Origin of the sequence: Erwinia sp. S38 (assembly GCF_016624545.1) — a bacterium.
Classification (GTDB): Bacteria; Pseudomonadota; Gammaproteobacteria; order Enterobacterales; family Enterobacteriaceae; genus Erwinia; species Erwinia coffeiphila.
In genome coordinates, this window is sequence record NZ_JACVTS010000018.1 from 52,688 (window position 1) to 70,535 (window position 17,848).

The window sequence follows — 17,848 nt, forward strand, 5'->3', positions numbered from 1 at the left end:
TAAACCGTCGGGTGAATTTGCTTATGCTATTCAACGTGGCGCGGCTTGAGGCGACAAGCGAATTGTTGTCATAATAGCTATGACTTTTAAACATAGCTCAGGGTGTACCTATGTCCCAGCGTCCGCTGCCGCTGAACGCCATTCACGCTTTTATTGTCACCGCACGCCACCTCAATCTGACCCGTGCCGCAGGGGAACTGTGCATCACTCAGGGGGCCGTGAGCCGTAAGATCGCTTCACTGGAAGCCTGGCTGGGCTTCAGCCTGTTCGATCGCCACGCACGCGGGCTGCGCCTGACGCCGCAGGGTTCCGCCCTGCTCCCGTCGCTACAGGCAGGCTATCAGCAGATTTTCGACGCTGCGCAGGCCAGCAGGCAACAGGCGGTGATTCGGCTTAAGGCCCCGACCTGCGCCATGCGCTGGCTGCTGCCGAAGTTGGTAGCGCTGGAGAAACTGCGGCCCGAGCTGCACGTTTCGCTGACCACCACGGTCGATCACAGCATTTTGCTGGAACACTATGATGCTGCGATCCTTTACGGCAGCAGCGGGCGTGGCCTGCGTCTGTTCGAGGAGGAGCTGACGCCGGTACTGGCTGGTGGCCTGCTGACTTCACGTTCCGCAGATGCCGCTACGCTGACCGCCATGACTTTTTTGCATCCCACCGCCGACAGCCGCGACTGGCAGCTGTGGCTGAAATCCCAGCAGATGTCCATTGCCATGCAGCGCAATCAGCATTTCGCCACCATGGATCTGGCAATCAGCGCGGCCATTCAGGGCTACGGCGTGACGGTGGCGGATGTAACGCTGATTGCGGAAGATCTGGCCATGCAGCGGCTGGTTGCGCCATTCAGCGGCAGAGTGAAAACCGGCGCGGTTTACAGTCTGATCCGTCGTCCGGCAGAGGAAGCCCCGCCGCTGCTGGATGAACTGGTGGCGTGGCTTTCCTCCCATGATGAAACGGCACTCAGTACAGAAAAATGAGTCAGGCAGTTCAGTGACGTTTCGCTCCCGGCTGGTGAAAATTGATTTGCAGATTATGCTGATAGGAGGCCGATCCTGACGTATGTCACCATCGCCAGCCTGCGGCACGCGCCTTTTGCCGCCGAGCATTTCTTCATAACGTTAAGGACTTCACTTATGTTCTCCTCGCTTAATAACGGTTTTACCCGGCTCAGCGATCACCCCGATCTGGGCAGGCTGGTGCTGCGCGTTTCGCTGGGCGCACTGCTGCTGTTTCATGGCGTATTTAAGCTGCAGCACGGGGTTGGCTGGATTGCCGGGCTGTTGCAGGCTCACAACGTTCCAGGGCTGGTGGCCTACGGAGCCTATATTGGTGAGGTTCTGGCCCCGGCGATGATGATTATCGGGCTGATGACCCGCCCGGCGGCGTTTATTATTGTGATTAACCTGGTGGTCGCCACGCTGCTGGTGAAAACCGGCGCATTCTGGGACCGCACTTCGGTCGGTGCCTGGGCGCTGGAGGGCGAAGCGCTGTATCTGTTTGGGGCGCTGGCAGTGATGCTGCTGGGACCCGGGCGCTTTACGATAGTGCAGGACAGTCGCCTGCAATAAAGGAAAAACCACCTCTGAATTAGAGGTGGTTTTGATTCATGATGACCTGTTGCGCGCGCTTCTCAACGGTGCTCAGGACGAAACAATGCGCGCCACGTCGTTAATATTGCCAGTGAGGATATTTACCAGGTTCGACACGCCAATCCGCTGATTTTCCTGCATCGAGAAATCTGAGTAAAAGGCCGCATGCGGCGTGATGATGACGTTATCGCGCCCGACCAGCGGCGATCTGGCAATGTACTCATCGTTCTCTTCAACCAGCACATCTAGCCCGGCACCAAATATCAAATTGTTGTCGAGGGCCTCAACCAGCGCCTCTTCATCGATCATCTGACCGCGCGAAACATTGATAATAACTGGCCGCTGTTCCATTTTGGCAAACGCCTCGCGGTCCAGAATGTTCACATTGCCAGCGTTAAGCGACATGGTTAAGCAGATGAAATGACTCTCTTTTAGCAGTCGATCTTTATCTACCAGCGTTATGCCCAGGCCCTCCGCCACCGATGCCGGGCAGGACGGGGAGAAGGCAATCACCTTCATGCCGAAACCCTGCGCTTTCCTGGCAACGGCCTGGCCGATTTTCCCCAGCCCCATAATGCCGAAGGTGCTCCCTTCCAGCCTGAACATGCCGCTGACGCAGTTGAAGGCATATTTCTGTTTCTGCTCGATGCTGCGCCCGTACGCCTTGATATTCCTCGCCACGGCCAGGCCCAGCGTCATGGCATGTTCACTGACCTCCTGCGTGCAGTATTCAGCAATCACCGCCACCTGAACGTTATTGCGGCTGGCTGACTGCAGGTCGATAAAATTATAACCGGTCGCATTAATCGAAATGCCTTTCAGCCTGCGGCAGGCGGAAATCATGTCATCGGTAAAGGTCACATAGGAAGTCATAATGCCATCTGCATCGGCGATAACTTCGTTTAATGCCTGATTATCGCCGTTGTATTCATGGATAATCACTTCGGTATTCTGACCCAGCTGCTGCTTAAACAGATTAATTTCAGCAGCAACGTCTCTGTCGAGCGATTCTTTATGATCGCAAATCACTATTTTCATAAAAGGGACTCTTAAGACTGCTGCTATTAATTATTAACCAGACGCTCTGAAATTTGGTTTTTCTTTACGGCATTTCTTGACAGTACCCACAGAGATAAAATAACCGACAGCACTGCCAGACAGGCGAGGCTCAGGAAGATTATTTTATACGCCGTCATGGTATCCGCCCCCTGGTATTTATCCAGCACCGTACCAAAAACGGTATTCATAAACAGATCCGGTGAATAGCTGATAATTGAAGCAAAGCCGATAGCCGTTCCCGATACCTTGACGGGGACATTAATCTCTTTAAATGACGAGAACATAATGCCGTACATCGACATGACCAGCCAGCCCGGAATAATTGAAATGATACTGGTTAGCCGGAGATTATCACCGCCGACCATTACCGTGGCAACAATCGAAATAGCAAGCAGTATCGAACCATACATAATCCATTTCAGCGTCGACTTGAAAACTTTATCCGCCAGGTAGCCGCCAATTGGCGAGGCAATCATCATCGCCATATTAATTCGCAGAATACTGAGCTCGGCGGAATTGTCGGCCGACATTCCCAGCCAGGTCAGATACGGCGTAAAATAAGAGCTACAGGTATAAACCGCATAGATACAGAAGAAGATAATCGACACCATCCACACCGAGGGATTTTTTACCACCAGTGAAAGGTCGGCGAATTTAAATTTATCTTCTTCTTTCGTTTCTGACTTTTCAAATCCTTTCAGGAAGAACATCAGTGCAATGGCCGACACGCCGGTGAAGCCGGCCATCAGCAGCACGGCCATAAACAGTCCGTGACTGCCGCCGCCGGAATAGCCAAACACTTTCAGGCACAGATAATTGATTATTGCCGTTGCCGCACCGTTGGCGCTGTAATAGATGCCATACATTAACCCCTGATCCTGCTCCTCGCTGATTATTCTTACCGCCTTAAGTACGGCGGACCAGAAAACAAAGCCGGAAGCAAAGGCCATCAGGAACCAGACCACCAGCGCCGAGGCAAAGTTAAAGAAGAAAGCAAATATCAGCGTTAACGCGGTGGCTGCGAACAAGGAAGCCACCACGGAAATACGCGGCGACAGTTTGTCGGCCAGAATACCCCCTGGAATATACAGCGCCACACAGCCGAGAGAATATGCCGTCAACAGTAAACCGGAGTCGGCATTGCCAATACCCAGTGAGGTTAATACGTCATCATAAAAAATATATTTAAGATAGGGAAAGACAAATATCGCACCACCGGAAAAACCTAACAGAAGGAGGGTTATATACTTCTTATACTTTGGCATAATTAAGCACCCTGTAATGTTTGCAACACGCTTTTAAATTTGTCGATAAAGACTTTATTTTGTTCTTCCGTTCCGATCGTCACCCGCAGATGGTTCTGGTAGCCCCAGCCGCCGCACGGACGCACTATCACGCCTTGCTGCAGCAGCCGATTGGCAATATCACTCGCTGCAAAATCCGTAGAGAAAAAGACAAAGTTGGTGTCAGACTCGCTGCACGCACAGCCCGACTCGCGCAGTTCCGCAATCATGCTTTCGCGGGAGGCGATAAGCCGGTTGCCATAGCTGATGCAGGTCGCCAGATCTTCCGTCAGCACGCTGACCGCGCCAGCCAGACCGATACGGTTGGCGTTAAACGGCTCGCTAATGGTGTCGTAGGCGGTGATCACCTCGGGCCGGGCAATGCAGTAGCCAATTCGCCCGCCCGCCAGACCAAAATATTTCGACAGCGTGCCGACTTTGATAATTTTTTTACCTTCACTAATCAGGCGGGTTACATCAATCAGATGCTCCTGTTTGGCAAATTCAATATAGGCTTCATCTAATACCACCCATACGTGGCTCGGCAGTGCGTCAATAAAGGCGTAGAATTCATTGCTGTTAACGGTGGTGCCGGTGGGATTGTTTGGATTACAGACCCAAATCAGCTTTGTTTTTTCACTCACCGCTGCGGCCATTGCCCGCAGATCCAGGCGGAATTCGCCGTCCAGTGGGATCTGTTTTACCTCAGCCCCCATCCCTTTCGATATTTCGTTATACAGGCCGTAAGTTTCTTTCGGAACAATCACTTCATCGCCGTGGCTGATAAAGGTTTTAGCCAGCGTATCGAGTACGCCTCCGGCTCCGTGACCTAAACCAATATTTTCCGCAGCCAGATTGTTTCTTTCTGCCAGAATAGATTTCAGGCGGATAAAGTTTTTTTCCGGATAGCTGTTAATTTTCAGCACTTCATCCATCATTCGTTTCGTGGAAAGATGAAAAGGTGCGTAAGGGTTTTCATTGGACCCCAGTTTAATGGCGCTGGATAAACCATACTCTTCCATCACATCCTCCATACTTTTCCCTGCGGCATACGGCACGCAGTTGTACACTTCTTTTCTCACTTCCTTAATCATATTATCCCCTGAAAAATTTCTAATTATGATGCAAACATTCCGGCACGGAACCCTTTGATCCATGCCTGACAGATTGATACGGCATCTTCTGGTTTAAATGCGTGTGAGTTAAGGCAGCTTTCCACCCATAAACCGTCGAGCATTGATGAAAATGAAATACTGGCCAGTCGGATATTACATTCCGTACTGTTGTCCTGCCGCCACAGGTCGCCAAGTAGCTGTGAAAGAAACTCAAGATAGCTGGTGTAGGTTAATGAGTGAGATTTATCAATTTCCGGGCTGTATCTCGTCATTCCCCAAAACACTATCCACGCATTGAGCAAATCGGGGTCAAGAATTGATGAATTAAAACTCTCCCGAATAAATATCTCAATTCTTTTAGCGGGATCGGTAATTTCACCTTCACAGGTTTCTTTTAGGCAAATCAGAATACCACCCGCCATTGATTCATAGGCTGCGGATATTAATTTTTCCAGACTGCCAAAATGATGATTAATCAACCCGACGGAAACCTTCGCCTCATCAGCTATTTTTCTTACCGATAATCCTTTGTACCCTTCCTTTTTCAGGCAGGTTAAAGCGGCGGAAATAAGTTCCGATTGTCGTTGTATTACCGTCATCTGATGTGCCTGTTGATTTATTTAAACCCTGCGATTGATTATTAACTTACACAGCGTTGAACACTCGTTCAATCTCTTTTTTCGTAATAAAAAAGGTATAGAGACGATCGCACCATGGTGGGGAGCGATGTTTAATTTTGGCATTAATAATAAGAAATAAAACGACGTAAATAGAACGAGTTAATGCGGCATCGAACCAATTTGGTGCACAGGCACCAAAATAAAGCGTCAGATATTTTTTTATCAGGCAGGTAAAAAATGAAGGGACAGAAGGTGGGGAGTGAGAGAACTGTCGATCTTTACAGACAAAACCGGGGGCGATGCTCCCCCTGATTTTGTCTGCCTGCGGCCGCGAGGCAGTTGTTTTGCCCCGCTATGGCCGGTAACCATAACGCGATTTTGCCACCAGCATCAGCGTAGTCAGGACTGCGGGGATGGCCAGGAAGGAAAAGACATCGGTAATATTCCAGCCCATCGATAACATCTGCGCACCGGCAAAAGCACTGATGATCGCCCCGACTCGCCCCACTCCGTGCATCCAGCTGGAACCGGTAGCGCGCGCTCGCGTTGGATAGTAGCTGGCGGACAGTGCATTCATTCCGGTATTCGCGCCGTTAAGGCAAAAGCCGCTACAAAAAGCGATACAGCTTAGCACCAGAACGTCTGCCGGCGCATAGCCGATACACACGGTAGCAATCGCACCGGTGAAATAGATTGCCGCCAGTGCCAGATTGGCGTTAAAGCGATCCATTACCCAGCCGGCAAATAGTGAACCAATCGTCCCCCCCGCCTGATACATCGCCGTGACCAGCGCGGCCTGGGTGACCGTCATACCAATGTCTTTGACCAGCGACGGCAGCCAGCTGCCGATCAGATAGACCAGGAACAGCCCCATAAAATAGCTGCCCCACAGCATTACGCTGCCAAACAGATACTGTCGGGACAGCACCAGACGCACGGCGCCTCCGGTTGTGGCGATTTCGCTCAGGGCAAAACGGCAACGATCGGTCGTCATTCCGGGGTGCATCTTTTCGACAATCCGGCGAATTTTCCAGGCTGGAGCATTGCGCGTCATCATAAAACGCACGGATTCAGGCAGCCAGCGGAGTAAGAACGGCACAATCATCAGCGGCAAAACGCCGCCCAGAATGAGTACCGAATGCCAGCCGTAGTGAGGGATCAGCCATGAGGCGGCAAAACCGCCGCTGGCGGCTCCAAAGGTAAAGCCGCAAAACACCACGGTGATCAGGAACGCGCGTTTGCGCTCGGGGGAATATTCCGCCACCAGCGTACCGACATTAGGCATCGCAGCCCCAAGCCCCAAACCGGTGAGAAAGCGGAACAGCATGAGCTGGTCGAGGTTCTGTGAAAATGCGGTTGCCAGCGTCCACAGGCCGAAGAAAAACACGCTGCTGATAATCAGCACCCGTCTGCCAAACCGATCGGCCAGCGGCCCGGCAAACATCGCGCCCAGCGCCAGGCCAATCAGAGCGGCGCTGATAACCGCACCCAACTGATGATTGCTGACACCCCACGCCGTTTTCAACGCCGGAGCGATAAAGCCCATCAGCGCAATATCCATTCCGTCCATGGTGACAACGGCAAAACTCAGTGCAATGATGCACTTCTGGTAACGGCTTAATGCATTACGGTTGATTAATGCATGAATATCGATGGCCGCGGTACTGTTCACTGCGTACTCCCTGGCTTGCCGATCGTCACCCCGCTCCAGCCTGCTAAGCGGGTTTCTGCGGCCTCAGGGCCCTGCTGCGCGATCAAGCGGAAAAATAGCCCGTTATCATAACGGATTGTTATGAAGTTCTCCTGATTAATTGCATGTACTTTTAACCTCAGTGAAGCATAAGCACACATTAAGGATGGTTGATTTAACGCCCTGAAAAGTAATAGTTACCGGGCTATACGGAGCAAATGTTAATTAAATTTTGCAATAAGGTTAACAAAAACCGCAACGCAAGCTTGCCAGTAATACCGCCAGATTACTAATCTGAGCTATGAATAAAAATTATCAATTTAATCAGCGCATTCGACTGCGCCACCTGCATACCTTTGTTGCCGTTGCGCAGCAGGGCACCCTCGGCCGCGCTGCGGAAACCCTGTCGCTAAGCCAGCCCGCGCTGTCAAAAACGCTAAATGAACTGGAAGAGCTGGCCGGAGCCAGACTGTTCGAACGGGGTCGGCTTGGCGCACAGCTGACCATGATGGGCGAACAGTTTCTCACTCACGCGGTTAAAGTGCTTGATGCGCTCAATCATGCCGGACAATCCTTTAATACGCCGTTACCGCAGGAGCCGGAAGTGCTGCGGGTTTGCGTGTTAACCACCGTAGCGCTCGGGATGCTGCCTTCTATTCTCGATCGCTTCCATCAGCAGCGGCCACAAACCATTGTACAGGTGGCAACGCTGCACAATAACGTACTGATAGCCGGGCTGAAAGCCGGGGAATTTGATGTGGGCATCGGCCGCATGGCCGACGCCGAACTGATGACCGGACTGACTTATGAACTGCTGTTCCTGGAATCACTGCGGCTGGTGGTTCGTCCCGATCATCCGCTGATGAGTGACAACGTCACGCTTTCCCGCGCAATGTCCTGGCCAGTGGTGATCTCACCGGAGGGTACTGCCCCGCGCAGGCTGGCGGAAGCCATGCTGAAAGAACAGGGATGCAGCCTGCCGCCCACGCTGGTCGAAACCTCGGCCACGTCACTGGCTCGCCAACTGGCGCTACGCTACAACTATGTCTGGTTTGTTCCTTCCGGCGCGATTAAGGAGGATCTGTTGCACAATTCCCTTGCCGCACTGCCCGTGGCATCACACGGACCGGGAGAGCCGGTCGGTATTCTTACCCGCTCCGGCGTTCCGCTCAGCCTGAGCGCAGAGATATTGCTGGCGACTATTCGAAAATCGCACTCTGGTTAGAACGTCAACGAGCGCGGCGGGCGTTTTGCTCTCGGTTTTCCAGCCGCGCCCGTTCGCTTTTACGCAGCGCAACGTAACACGCACCGCTACCGCCATGGTGAGGCTGAGCGCTGCAAAAGGCCTGCACTTCATCAAACTGCTGTAACCAGCGCATCAGGTAGCTGCGAATAATGTTGGCATGAGACGTATCGTGCCGCGCTTTGCCGTGGATTATCAGCAAATTGCGAATATCATCTCGCAGTGCCTGGCGCATAAACAGGTACAGCATCTGGCGACTGTTTTCTGCCGATTGCTTGATGAGATTAAGATTGAGCTGCGGTGGATATTTGCCCTGTCGAAGTTTATCGAGTACCCCAGGCTGTATACCGTCAGCAATAAACTCCAGCGGCTGCGTGCCCGGCACAACTTCCAGCAATCCGGTGGTCAACGGATTATCCAACTGTTCTTCCCACTGCCGATCTCTTGGGGGTTTAGCGGATGGCGATTTCTGCCACATAATCGTGCTGCAGTCTTTCAGCGGTGTGACATCTTCCATCGCGTGGCGGAAGATATCGCTTTCATCAGGGTTAAAGGTCATTACTCACTCCTTTTTGCTGGCACCTGCGGCGCGACAATTCAGCGCATGACGTTTTAACGCCTAACGGGAAGTTTAGCAAGATAGAAAGCGGGAAGGCGAAAATTGCGCCAGCATCGCTTTTTGATGGGCGAAATAATTCCACGGTTAAGTGTAAATTATGATGGCAAAGAGCAGAACAATACTCTACAGCGCATGATTATAATGGCACAGATCAATGAAAAATCGCTAAATAAGCAGATTTAAGTTTGTTAATGGATTGTTTTTTATCATATATTTCACCAGGATAGCTTTTAATAATGACGTCCTTAGTCTTTATGTGGCTAAAACTGCTCTGATGAGTTTCATTTTGTAAGTCAAAACGGTAAAATTGATATCAGTCAATAATCATAGAGCGTACATTATGATTCCAGAAAAGAGAATTATCAGTCGACGCATACAATCAGGTGGTTGTGCTATTCACTGCCAGGATTGCAGCATCAGTCAACTCTGCATCCCCTTCACGCTAAACGAACACGAACTTGACCAGCTTGATAATATTATTGAGCGCAAGAAGCCAATTCAAAAAGGCCAGACGCTGTTCAAAGCCGGCGACGAACTCAAGTCGTTATATGCCATCCGCTCCGGCACCATTAAAAGCTATACCATCACCGAACAGGGTGACGAACAGATTACCGGTTTCCACCTGGCGGGCGATCTGGTTGGCTTTGACGCGATCAGCGGCAGTCAGCATCCCAGCTTTGCGCAGGCGCTGGAAACCGCGATGGTGTGTGAAATCCCCTTCGAGACCTTAGACGACCTGTCCGGTAAAATGCCGAGCCTGCGCCAGCAGATGATGCGGCTGATGAGCGGCGAGATCAAAGGTGACCAGGAGATGATCCTGTTACTGTCGAAGAAAAATGCCGAAGAACGCCTTGCCGCGTTTATCTACGGTCTTTCTCGTCGTTTCGGCCAGCGCGGCTTTTCTCAGCGCGAGTTCCGTCTGACCATGACGCGGGGCGATATCGGTAACTACCTGGGATTGACGGTAGAAACTATTAGCCGTTTGCTTGGCCGCTTTCAGAAAAATGGAATGCTGGCGGTGAAAGGCAAATATATCACTATTGAAAATCATGAAATCCTCTCCCAGCTTGCCGGCCAAAGCAGGGCAATCGCCTGACGATTTGCCGGGTCAATATTTGTTATTTTATTGATCCGGCAATATCTTTTCCCCTTTTTCCTTTTGTCTGATTGGGCTATCTTTAACTTACACGCTCGGTGTATGGAGAACCCATTATGGCTAACTATCAAAACATCCTTGTGGCTATCGATCCGCAGCAGGACGACCAGCCTGCCCTGCGGCGCGCGGTGTATCTGAATCAGCGCCTTGGCGGTAAGATTACCTGTTTTCTTCCGATCTATGATTTCTCCTACGAGATGACCACTCTGCTGTCGCCTGACGAACGCTTAACGATGCGTAAAGGCGTGATCAGCCAGCGCACTGAGTGGATTCGCCAGCAGGCGCAGGCCTATCTGGCCGCCGGTGTGCAAATCGATATTAAAGTGGTATGGCACAACCGCCCCTTCGAAGCGATTATTCAGGAAGTACTGAACAACCAGCACGATCTGGTGATCAAAATGACCCATCAGCACGATCGCCTGCAGGCGGTGGTGTTTACCCCAACCGACTGGCACCTGCTGCGTAAATGCCCTTGCCCGGTCTGGATGGTGAAAGACCAGGCCTGGCCAGAGGGCGCGAAAGCGCTGGTCGCCGTCAACCTCGCCAGCGAAGAGCCGCATCACGATCCGTTGAACACCAAGCTGGTGCGGGAAACGCTGGACCTGGCCGAACGGGTAAACCATACCGAAGTACACCTGGTCGGTGCCTATCCGGTAACGCCAATCAATATCGCCATTGAACTGCCCGATTTTGACCCAAGCGTCTATAACGATGCAATTCGTGGGCAGCATCTGGTGGCAATGAAGGCGCTACGTCAGTCATTCAGCATTGACGAGAAATTTACCCATGTGGAAAAGGGTTTACCGGAAGAAGTCATCCCGGAACTGGCCGACCATCTTTCTGTGGGGGTCGTGGTCCTGGGCACTATTGGCCGCACCGGTCTTTCCGCTGCCTTCCTTGGCAACACCGCAGAGCAGGTCATCGACCACCTGCGCTGTGACCTGTTAGCCATCAAACCTGACGGTTTTACTTCACCGGTGGAACTGGACGACGACGAAGACGATTAATCTGACTACAGGCGCAGTCGCTGAGATATGCGCGGCTGCGCCTGGCCACTTGAAAATGATATCGTGTTAACCGTTTTATCGATCCCATGAAAGTCCGGTGCTCTCTGCCAGAATATATTTCGTATGTTGAGAATGCTGCAAGACTAAATATCAGCCTTAATGTTAAATATTTGTTTAAATTCACCAAGAATAAGTCGGCGATAATTCACCCTCTGTCGCAATAACGTTAAAAAATAGCTTCGTCATAAGAATTATCCTTTAACATTATAAATAAAAGCCGTTACACTCTGCCGGTCATTTTACTTTGCCAGAGATTGCCCTTTTGGTTTTATATCGTCTGTCACAGCGCCGAATGCCTGCACTTATCGCCATACTGGCGATTCTGCTGCTATTTATCGCGCCGGACATCTCGCAATCGCTGATGCATCGCCAGTCTTCAGGCGGTATGGCTGAAGCAATGCACGATATGTCCGCGATGCACGATGATATGAATATGCAAAGTATGACTGCTGACGATATATCGAGCAGCCACAGCAGCCACAGCAGCCACAGCAGCCACAGCAGCGTAAAAGACTTAAACAACGCAACGCAACACCCCATGAATCCCCTTCAGCCCCATGCCATGAGTATGAATATGGGCATGGGCATGGGCATGGGCATGGGCATGATGGATGAATTTGCCTGCGGCTATTGCCAGCTGTTGGTCCACGTGCCGATGCTGATGTGGCTATTTGTCCCGGTGCTTCTACTCATGCTGCTGGTGAGCCAGTCACCACCGATACGTCCGCTGCCTACATATCACCTTACCGTTTATCCCGGCCCCTGCCAGCCGCGCGCTCCGCCTGTTTTTAATTCCTGAATGTTATTCAACTCGATAATTTGCCTGCGGCAAATATATCGTTTGGCCAAAAATAATAATGTGATTTTCACAGGACCTCGCACGCCTTGATTATTATCAACCTGAATATTCCACTGTGTAATAAAAGCACTGGATGACGGGAATGAAATAGTTATCAGACGTTAGCGTTGATGGTTAAAACAGGAATAATAAATGAATACATTTCCCCTGCGCAGCTCACTGCTGAGTGCGGCTATTTCCATCGCATGCCAAAGCCAGGCGGCCTCCGATCCTCATCATCCCATCATGAACGAGGATGCAGTGATTACCGTAACGGCACCGTTGTCTAATCCGCTGAACGTGGTGACATCCCCCAAAACGCCACGCCAGCCGGTTCCCGCCAGCGACGGTTCCGACTATCTGAAAACCATTCCCGGTTTTGCTCAGGTACGCAACGGCGGCACCAACGGCGATCCGGTATTTCGCGGGATGTTTGGCTCACGCCTGCGTATCCTCACCGACGGCGGAGAAATGCCGGGGGCCTGCCCGGCGCGAATGGATGCACCAACGTCCTATATCTCACCGGAAAGCTTCGATTTACTCAGTATCACCAAGGGGCCGCAAACCGTACTCTGGGGGCCGGGAAACTCCGCCGGAACCATCCGCTTTGAGCGCCAGCCGCCGCAGTTCAAAGAGCCAGGGATCAAAGGCGATGCCAGCCTGCTGGCCGCATCAAACCATCGCTACGATCAGAATGCGGATCTCAGCCTCGGCAGTGAACAGGGCTATCTGCGCCTGCTGGGTAACAAATCGCGTTCGGATGACTACAAAGACGGTAACGGCGATCGCGTTGCTTCTCGTTGGGATAAATGGAATGCCGATATCGCGCTGGGCTGGACGCCTGATGCCGATACGTTGCTGGAGTTGAGCGCCGGACGCGGCAACGGCGAGGCCCGCTACGCCGGTCGCAGTATGGACGGTTCACAGTTTAAGCGTGAAAGCCTCGGCCTGCGCTTCGAGAAATCGAACATCGGTGAAGTGCTGGATAAAGTTGAGGCACAAATTTATTACAACTATGCCGACCATATTATGGATAATATCACCCTGCGCTCACCGACTGCCGGAATGGGCAGCATGGATGGCATGGCGATGGGCGGTATGGATATGAGCAGCGGCATGACGGGCAGGCTCGACCGCCGTACCGTTGGTGGGCGGGCGATGGCCACGCTGATGCTGGGCGATGTTAAACTCGAAAGCGGTCTGGATATGCAGACCAGTACCCACCGTCGGCGCAGCGGCGATGACTGGAGTAAAGATGCCCGCTTCCACGACGTCGGCATGTTCAGTGAGCTGAGCTGGTCGGCGAGCGAACAGGACAAAATCGTGGGTGGTGCACGCCTGGATCGCACGTGGGTGGATAATTTCAGGGCCCGTGGTGAAGGCGAACGTAGCGATACGCTGCCGGCCGGATTTATGCGTTTGGAGCATACGCTCAACGACGTGCCGCTGATGCTGTATGCTGGCGTCGGTTATACCGAGCGCTTCCCGGATTACTGGGAGTTATTTTCGCCCACCACCGGCGCAGATGGCCTTTCAGCGGCGTTTGATACGGTAAAACCGGAGAAAACCACCCAGCTGGACTTCGGCGCCATGTATTCCGGTGAACACCTTGATGGCTGGCTTTCCGCCTACCTTGGCCGGGTGAACGATTTTATTCTGTTTAATTACGATGCGGCCGACAGCAGCATCAGCCGGGCAAGCAACGTTGACGCCACCATTATGGGTGCCGAAGCCGGTTACCGTTACCAGCTGACCGAACACTGGTCAACGGATGCCAGCCTGGCGTGGGCGTGGGGCAAGAATCGCAGTGATAACACGGCTCTGCCGCAGATGCCGCCGCTGGATGCCCGGCTCGGGCTGGGTTGGGAAAATGGACCGTTCAGCACCAGCGCCCTGCTGCGGATGGTCAGCCATCAGGATCGCATCGCGCTGAATCAGGGAAATGTGGTCGGCAAAGATTTTAGCCGTAGTCCCGGTTTCAGCATCTTTTCCGCCAATGCGGCCTGGCAGTTTAATCCGCAGCTTAAGCTGAGCGCTGGCGTTGATAATATTTTCAATCAGGCGTATAGCGAACATCTGAATCTGGCGGGTAACAGCAGCTTTGGTTACTCGTCTAATACCCCGGTTAACGAACCAGGTCGTACCTGGTGGGCAAAAGTTAACGTGAAGTTCTGAACAGCATACAGGAGTTTTTTATGGCGTTTTTACCACCGGGCAAAAAGAGAAGGAATTTTCTGACCGCCCAGGCCTGCGTTTTCATTGTCGTTGCCATTATCATGACCCGAGCGATCATCGGCGGGGCCATTCAGGAATACAACATGCCGTTCTCTACCTGGCCGGTAGAGCTGTATATTTCTGAATTCTTTATGATCACGATTTACAGCAGCGTCTTCACCCTGCTGTTTTCCATCCCGCTCTGGTACTTCTTTATCGGTACCCAGGACCCCGAGCAGAAACAATAGCTCATGCCGTACTGATCACCTGCTTTGACTCATTGCGGGAATCCGCTCCTCTCTCCCGAGGTGCGGATTTAAAACGGACAATAAAAAAGGGGCGACCGGTTAAAGGTCGCCCCTGTTACTTTCCGCTCTTCTCAGGCTTCAGGTCATGTCGCCCAAAGCCTGAGTGGCTTACAGCGCTTTCAGAATGGCATCTACGGTCGCTTTCGCATCACCGAACAGCATCTGGGTGTTCTCTTTAAAGAACAGCGGGTTCTGCACGCCTGCGTAACCGGTATTCATTGAGCGTTTGAATACCACCACGTTTTGCGCTTTCCACACTTCCAGCACCGGCATGCCGGCGATCGGGCTGCGCGGATCTTCCTGCGCGGCCGGGTTCACGGTATCGTTAGCGCCGATAACCAGCACGGTATCGGTAGAAGCGAAGTCATCATTGATTTCGTCCATTTCCAGCACGATATCGTAAGGAACTTTCGCTTCGGCAAGCAGCACGTTCATGTGGCCAGGCAGACGACCGGCAACCGGGTGAATACCGAAACGCACGGAGATGCCGCGCGCACGCAGTTTCTCGGCAATTTCAGCCACCGGATACTGAGCCTGCGCAACCGCCATACCGTAACCCGGGGTGATGATCACCGAGTTAGAGCCTTTCAGCAGTTCTGCGGTGCCCGCTGCGTCGATCTCGCGGTACTCGCCCATCTCTTCGCTTTCACCGGTAGAGCTGCTGTCAGTACCGAAGCCACCGGCGATCACGCTGATAAACGAACGGTTCATCGCCTTACACATAATGTAGGAGAGGATTGCACCGCTTGAACCCACCAGCGCACCGGTCACGATCAGCAGGTCGTTGCTGAGCATAAAGCCCGCTGCCGCTGCCGCCCAGCCCGAGTAGGAGTTCAGCATCGACACCACTACCGGCATATCGGCACCGCCGATAGATGCCACCAGATGCCAGCCGAACGCCAGGGCGATCAGCGTCATCACCAACAGCGCGAAGCCTTGAGCACCCACGCTTTCTGAACGCACAAACAGGATCAGCAGCAGGAAGGAAACCACCAGCGCCAGCAGGTTCAGCTTGTGGCGATGCGGCAGCATCAGCGGACGCGAGGAGATTTTCCCGCGCAGCTTACCAAACGCCACAATCGAACCGGTAAAGGTTACCGCACCGATAAAGATGCCGATAAAGATTTCGGTCAGATGGATGTTCTCCATCACCGGCAGCAGACCAGGCGCGTGGTCCAGATAGCTGTTAAAGCCAACCAGTACCGCCGCCAGGCCAACGAAACTGTGCAGCACCGCCACCAGCTCCGGCATTTCGGTCATCTCAACCTTCTTCGCCAGACGGATACCGATTGCCCCACCAATGACCATCGCCAGCAGCACCCAGGCAATATTGCCGGAATCCGGACCGAAGATAGTCGCTACCAGCGCCAGCGCCATACCGCTGATGCCGAAGATATTCCCCTGTTTCGAGGTTTCATGTTTAGACAGCCCGGCAAGGCTGCAAATAAACAGGATCGCAGCAACAATATATGCTGCAGTCACTAATCCGCCAGACATGGACAAACCCCTCAGTTTTTACGGAACATTTTCAGCATGCGCTGGGTGACGGTGAAGCCACCAAAGATATTGATGCTGGCGATCAGCACCGCGATAAACGACAGGAAGCTGACCCAGCCGCCGTGACCAATTTGCAGTACCGCACCGATAACGATAATCCCGGAAATCGCATTGGTTACCGACATCAACGGAGTATGCAACGCATGGCTGACGTTCCACACCACGTAGTAACCCACCACGCAGGAGAGCGCGAACACGGTAAAGTGCGAGAGGAACTCCGGCGGCGCAACGTTAGCCAGCCAGCCAAACAGGACGATAGCCAGCGCCAGCAGCAGATACTTACGCAGTGGAGAAGCCGGTTTTTTCACCTCTTCTTCAATTTTCACTTCAGCTTTAGCCGCTTTAGGCGCAGCGGAAACCTGAATCGGCGGTGCGGGCCAGGTCACTTCGCCATCGCGAATTACGGTCACGCCTCGCACCACGACATCGTCGAAGTCGATGGTAATCTCGCCGTTCTTCTCTTTGCACAGCAACTTCAGCAGGTTAACCAGGTTAGTACCGTAGAGCTGGGAAGACTGCGTCGGCAGACGGCTTGGCAGATCGGTGTAGCCGATAATCTTCACGCCGTTCGGGGTAACGGTGACTTTATCTGCCACGGTCAGTTCACAGTTGCCGCCGGTTTGCGCCGCCAGATCGACGATCACGCTGCCCGGTTTCATCGAAGCAACCATTTCAGCGGTAATCAGCTTCGGCGCAGGTTTGCCCGGGATCAGGGCGGTGGTGACGATAATGTCCACTTCCGCAGCTTGAGCCGCAAACAGTGCCATCTCTGCCTTAATAAAGGCTTCTGACATCACCTTCGCATAACCGTCGCCGCTGCCCGCTTCTTCCTCGAAGTCCAGCTCGAGGAATTCGGCGCCCATACTTTGCACCTGCTCTTTAACTTCCGGGCGGGTATCGAAGGCGCGAACGATTGCGCCCAGGCTGCGCCCGGCACCGATCGCTGCCAGACCGGCGACACCGGCACCGATCACCATCACTTTGGCAGGCTGTACTTTGCCCGCTGCGGTGATTTGTCCGGTAAAGAAGCGGCCAAACTCGTGAGCGGCTTCCACAATCGCACGGTAACCGGCGATGTTAGCCATCGAGCTGAGGGCATCCAGCGACTGAGCGCGGGAAATACGCGGCACCGCATCCATCGACATCACGGTGACTTTACGCGCTGCCAGTTTTTCCAGCAGCGCCGGGTTCTGTGCAGGCCAGATAAAGCTGACCAGCGTACTGCCTTCACGCGTCAGGGCGATCTCTTCATCGTTCGGCGCATTAACCTTCAGCACGATATCCGACTGCCAGACGTTAACCGCATCAGCGATCGTTGCACCGGCAGCAACATAGGCTGCATCGTCAAAGCTGGCGAGCTGGCCCGCACCGCTTTCTACGGTGACACTGAAGCCAAGTGATAACAGCTGTTCCACCGTTTTCGGTGTTGCTGCCACACGGGCTTCGTTTGCCAACCGTTCTTTGGTAATACCAATAAGCATATTCTT

At 52.9% G+C, this 17,848-nt stretch carries 16 protein-coding genes; 8 read left to right on the forward strand and 8 right to left on the reverse strand.

The features are described 5' to 3' along the window. Nucleotides 1-110: 110 nt before the first annotated feature. Together IBT46_RS19000 and IBT46_RS19005 are read left to right on the forward strand one after the other, a co-directional pair. Complete coding sequence (locus IBT46_RS19000; RefSeq protein ID WP_200546926.1) at nt 111-980, forward strand: LysR family transcriptional regulator; 870 nt, start codon at nt 111-113, stop codon at nt 978-980. Nucleotides 981-1,136: 156 nt separating this feature from the next. After that, nucleotides 1,137-1,571, forward strand: coding sequence for a DoxX family protein (locus tag IBT46_RS19005; RefSeq protein ID WP_105594642.1), 435 nt, complete (start codon nt 1,137-1,139; stop codon nt 1,569-1,571). 72 nt (nt 1,572-1,643) lie between these two features. Here IBT46_RS19005 and IBT46_RS19010 read toward each other — a convergent pair whose 3' ends face one another. The 5 genes from IBT46_RS19010 to IBT46_RS19030 all read right to left on the reverse strand — a co-directional run bounded on the left by IBT46_RS19010 (nt 1,644) and on the right by IBT46_RS19030 (nt 7,341). After that, nucleotides 1,644-2,630, reverse strand: coding sequence for an NAD(P)-dependent oxidoreductase (locus IBT46_RS19010; RefSeq protein WP_200546927.1), 987 nt, complete (start codon nt 2,628-2,630; stop codon nt 1,644-1,646). Between the two features lie 26 nt (nt 2,631-2,656). After that, complete coding sequence (locus IBT46_RS19015; protein WP_200546928.1) at nt 2,657-3,916, reverse strand: nitrate/nitrite transporter; 1,260 nt, start codon at nt 3,914-3,916, stop codon at nt 2,657-2,659. 2 nt (nt 3,917-3,918) lie between these two features. Then, nucleotides 3,919-5,028, reverse strand: a complete 1,110-nt coding sequence (hisC, locus tag IBT46_RS19020; RefSeq protein WP_200546929.1) for a histidinol-phosphate transaminase — start codon at nt 5,026-5,028, stop codon at nt 3,919-3,921. Between the two features lie 23 nt (nt 5,029-5,051). After that, nucleotides 5,052-5,648: a TetR/AcrR family transcriptional regulator gene (locus IBT46_RS19025; RefSeq protein WP_200546930.1), complete on the reverse strand. Its 597-nt coding sequence runs from the start codon at nt 5,646-5,648 to the stop codon at nt 5,052-5,054. A gap of 373 nt (nt 5,649-6,021) precedes the next feature. Further along, a complete protein-coding gene (locus IBT46_RS19030; RefSeq protein ID WP_200546931.1) occupies nt 6,022-7,341 on the reverse strand; it encodes an aromatic acid/H+ symport family MFS transporter in 1,320 nt (439 codons plus the stop codon). A gap of 319 nt (nt 7,342-7,660) precedes the next feature. On the opposite strand from IBT46_RS19030, the gene IBT46_RS19035 reads away from it, so the two are divergent. Next, on the forward strand, nt 7,661-8,584 hold the full coding sequence (locus tag IBT46_RS19035) for a LysR substrate-binding domain-containing protein (protein WP_200546932.1): 924 nt from the start codon (nt 7,661-7,663) through the stop codon (nt 8,582-8,584). 4 nt (nt 8,585-8,588) lie between these two features. Here the strand turns inward: IBT46_RS19035 and smrA are convergent, their stop codons facing one another. After that, nucleotides 8,589-9,161 (reverse strand): DNA endonuclease SmrA, encoded by a 573-nt coding sequence (gene smrA / locus IBT46_RS19040; protein ID WP_105594648.1) that lies wholly within the window; start codon nt 9,159-9,161, stop codon nt 8,589-8,591. A gap of 400 nt (nt 9,162-9,561) precedes the next feature. On the opposite strand from smrA, the gene IBT46_RS19045 reads away from it, so the two are divergent. The 5 genes from IBT46_RS19045 to IBT46_RS19065 all read left to right on the forward strand — a co-directional run bounded on the left by IBT46_RS19045 (nt 9,562) and on the right by IBT46_RS19065 (nt 14,744). Beyond that, nucleotides 9,562-10,317 carry an FNR family transcription factor gene (locus IBT46_RS19045; protein ID WP_105594649.1) on the forward strand — a complete coding sequence of 252 codons (756 nt, stop codon included), beginning with the start codon at nt 9,562-9,564 and terminating at the stop codon, nt 10,315-10,317. Between the two features lie 116 nt (nt 10,318-10,433). Next, on the forward strand, nt 10,434-11,384 hold the full coding sequence (uspE, locus tag IBT46_RS19050) for a universal stress protein UspE (protein WP_200546933.1): 951 nt from the start codon (nt 10,434-10,436) through the stop codon (nt 11,382-11,384). 352 nt (nt 11,385-11,736) lie between these two features. Next, nucleotides 11,737-12,243, forward strand: a complete 507-nt coding sequence (locus IBT46_RS19055; protein ID WP_200546934.1) for a DUF2946 family protein — start codon at nt 11,737-11,739, stop codon at nt 12,241-12,243. A gap of 192 nt (nt 12,244-12,435) precedes the next feature. After that, nucleotides 12,436-14,457 carry a TonB-dependent copper receptor gene (locus IBT46_RS19060; RefSeq protein ID WP_370569499.1) on the forward strand — a complete coding sequence of 674 codons (2,022 nt, stop codon included), beginning with the start codon at nt 12,436-12,438 and terminating at the stop codon, nt 14,455-14,457. A 20-nt stretch (nt 14,458-14,477) separates the two neighbouring features. After that, nucleotides 14,478-14,744, forward strand: a complete 267-nt coding sequence (locus tag IBT46_RS19065; protein ID WP_200546935.1) for a DUF2534 family protein — start codon at nt 14,478-14,480, stop codon at nt 14,742-14,744. Between the two features lie 168 nt (nt 14,745-14,912). Here the strand turns inward: IBT46_RS19065 and pntB are convergent, their stop codons facing one another. Both pntB and pntA read right to left on the reverse strand, forming a co-directional pair. Then, the gene (pntB, locus tag IBT46_RS19070) at nt 14,913-16,301 is read right to left on the reverse strand and encodes a Re/Si-specific NAD(P)(+) transhydrogenase subunit beta (protein WP_200546936.1); all 1,389 of its coding nucleotides are present in this window, start codon (nt 16,299-16,301) and stop codon (nt 14,913-14,915) included. A gap of 11 nt (nt 16,302-16,312) precedes the next feature. Continuing rightward, entirely contained in the window at nt 16,313-17,842 is a 1,530-nt protein-coding gene (gene pntA / locus IBT46_RS19075) for a Re/Si-specific NAD(P)(+) transhydrogenase subunit alpha (RefSeq protein WP_200546937.1), read from the reverse strand. Nucleotides 17,843-17,848 lie beyond the last annotated feature (6 nt).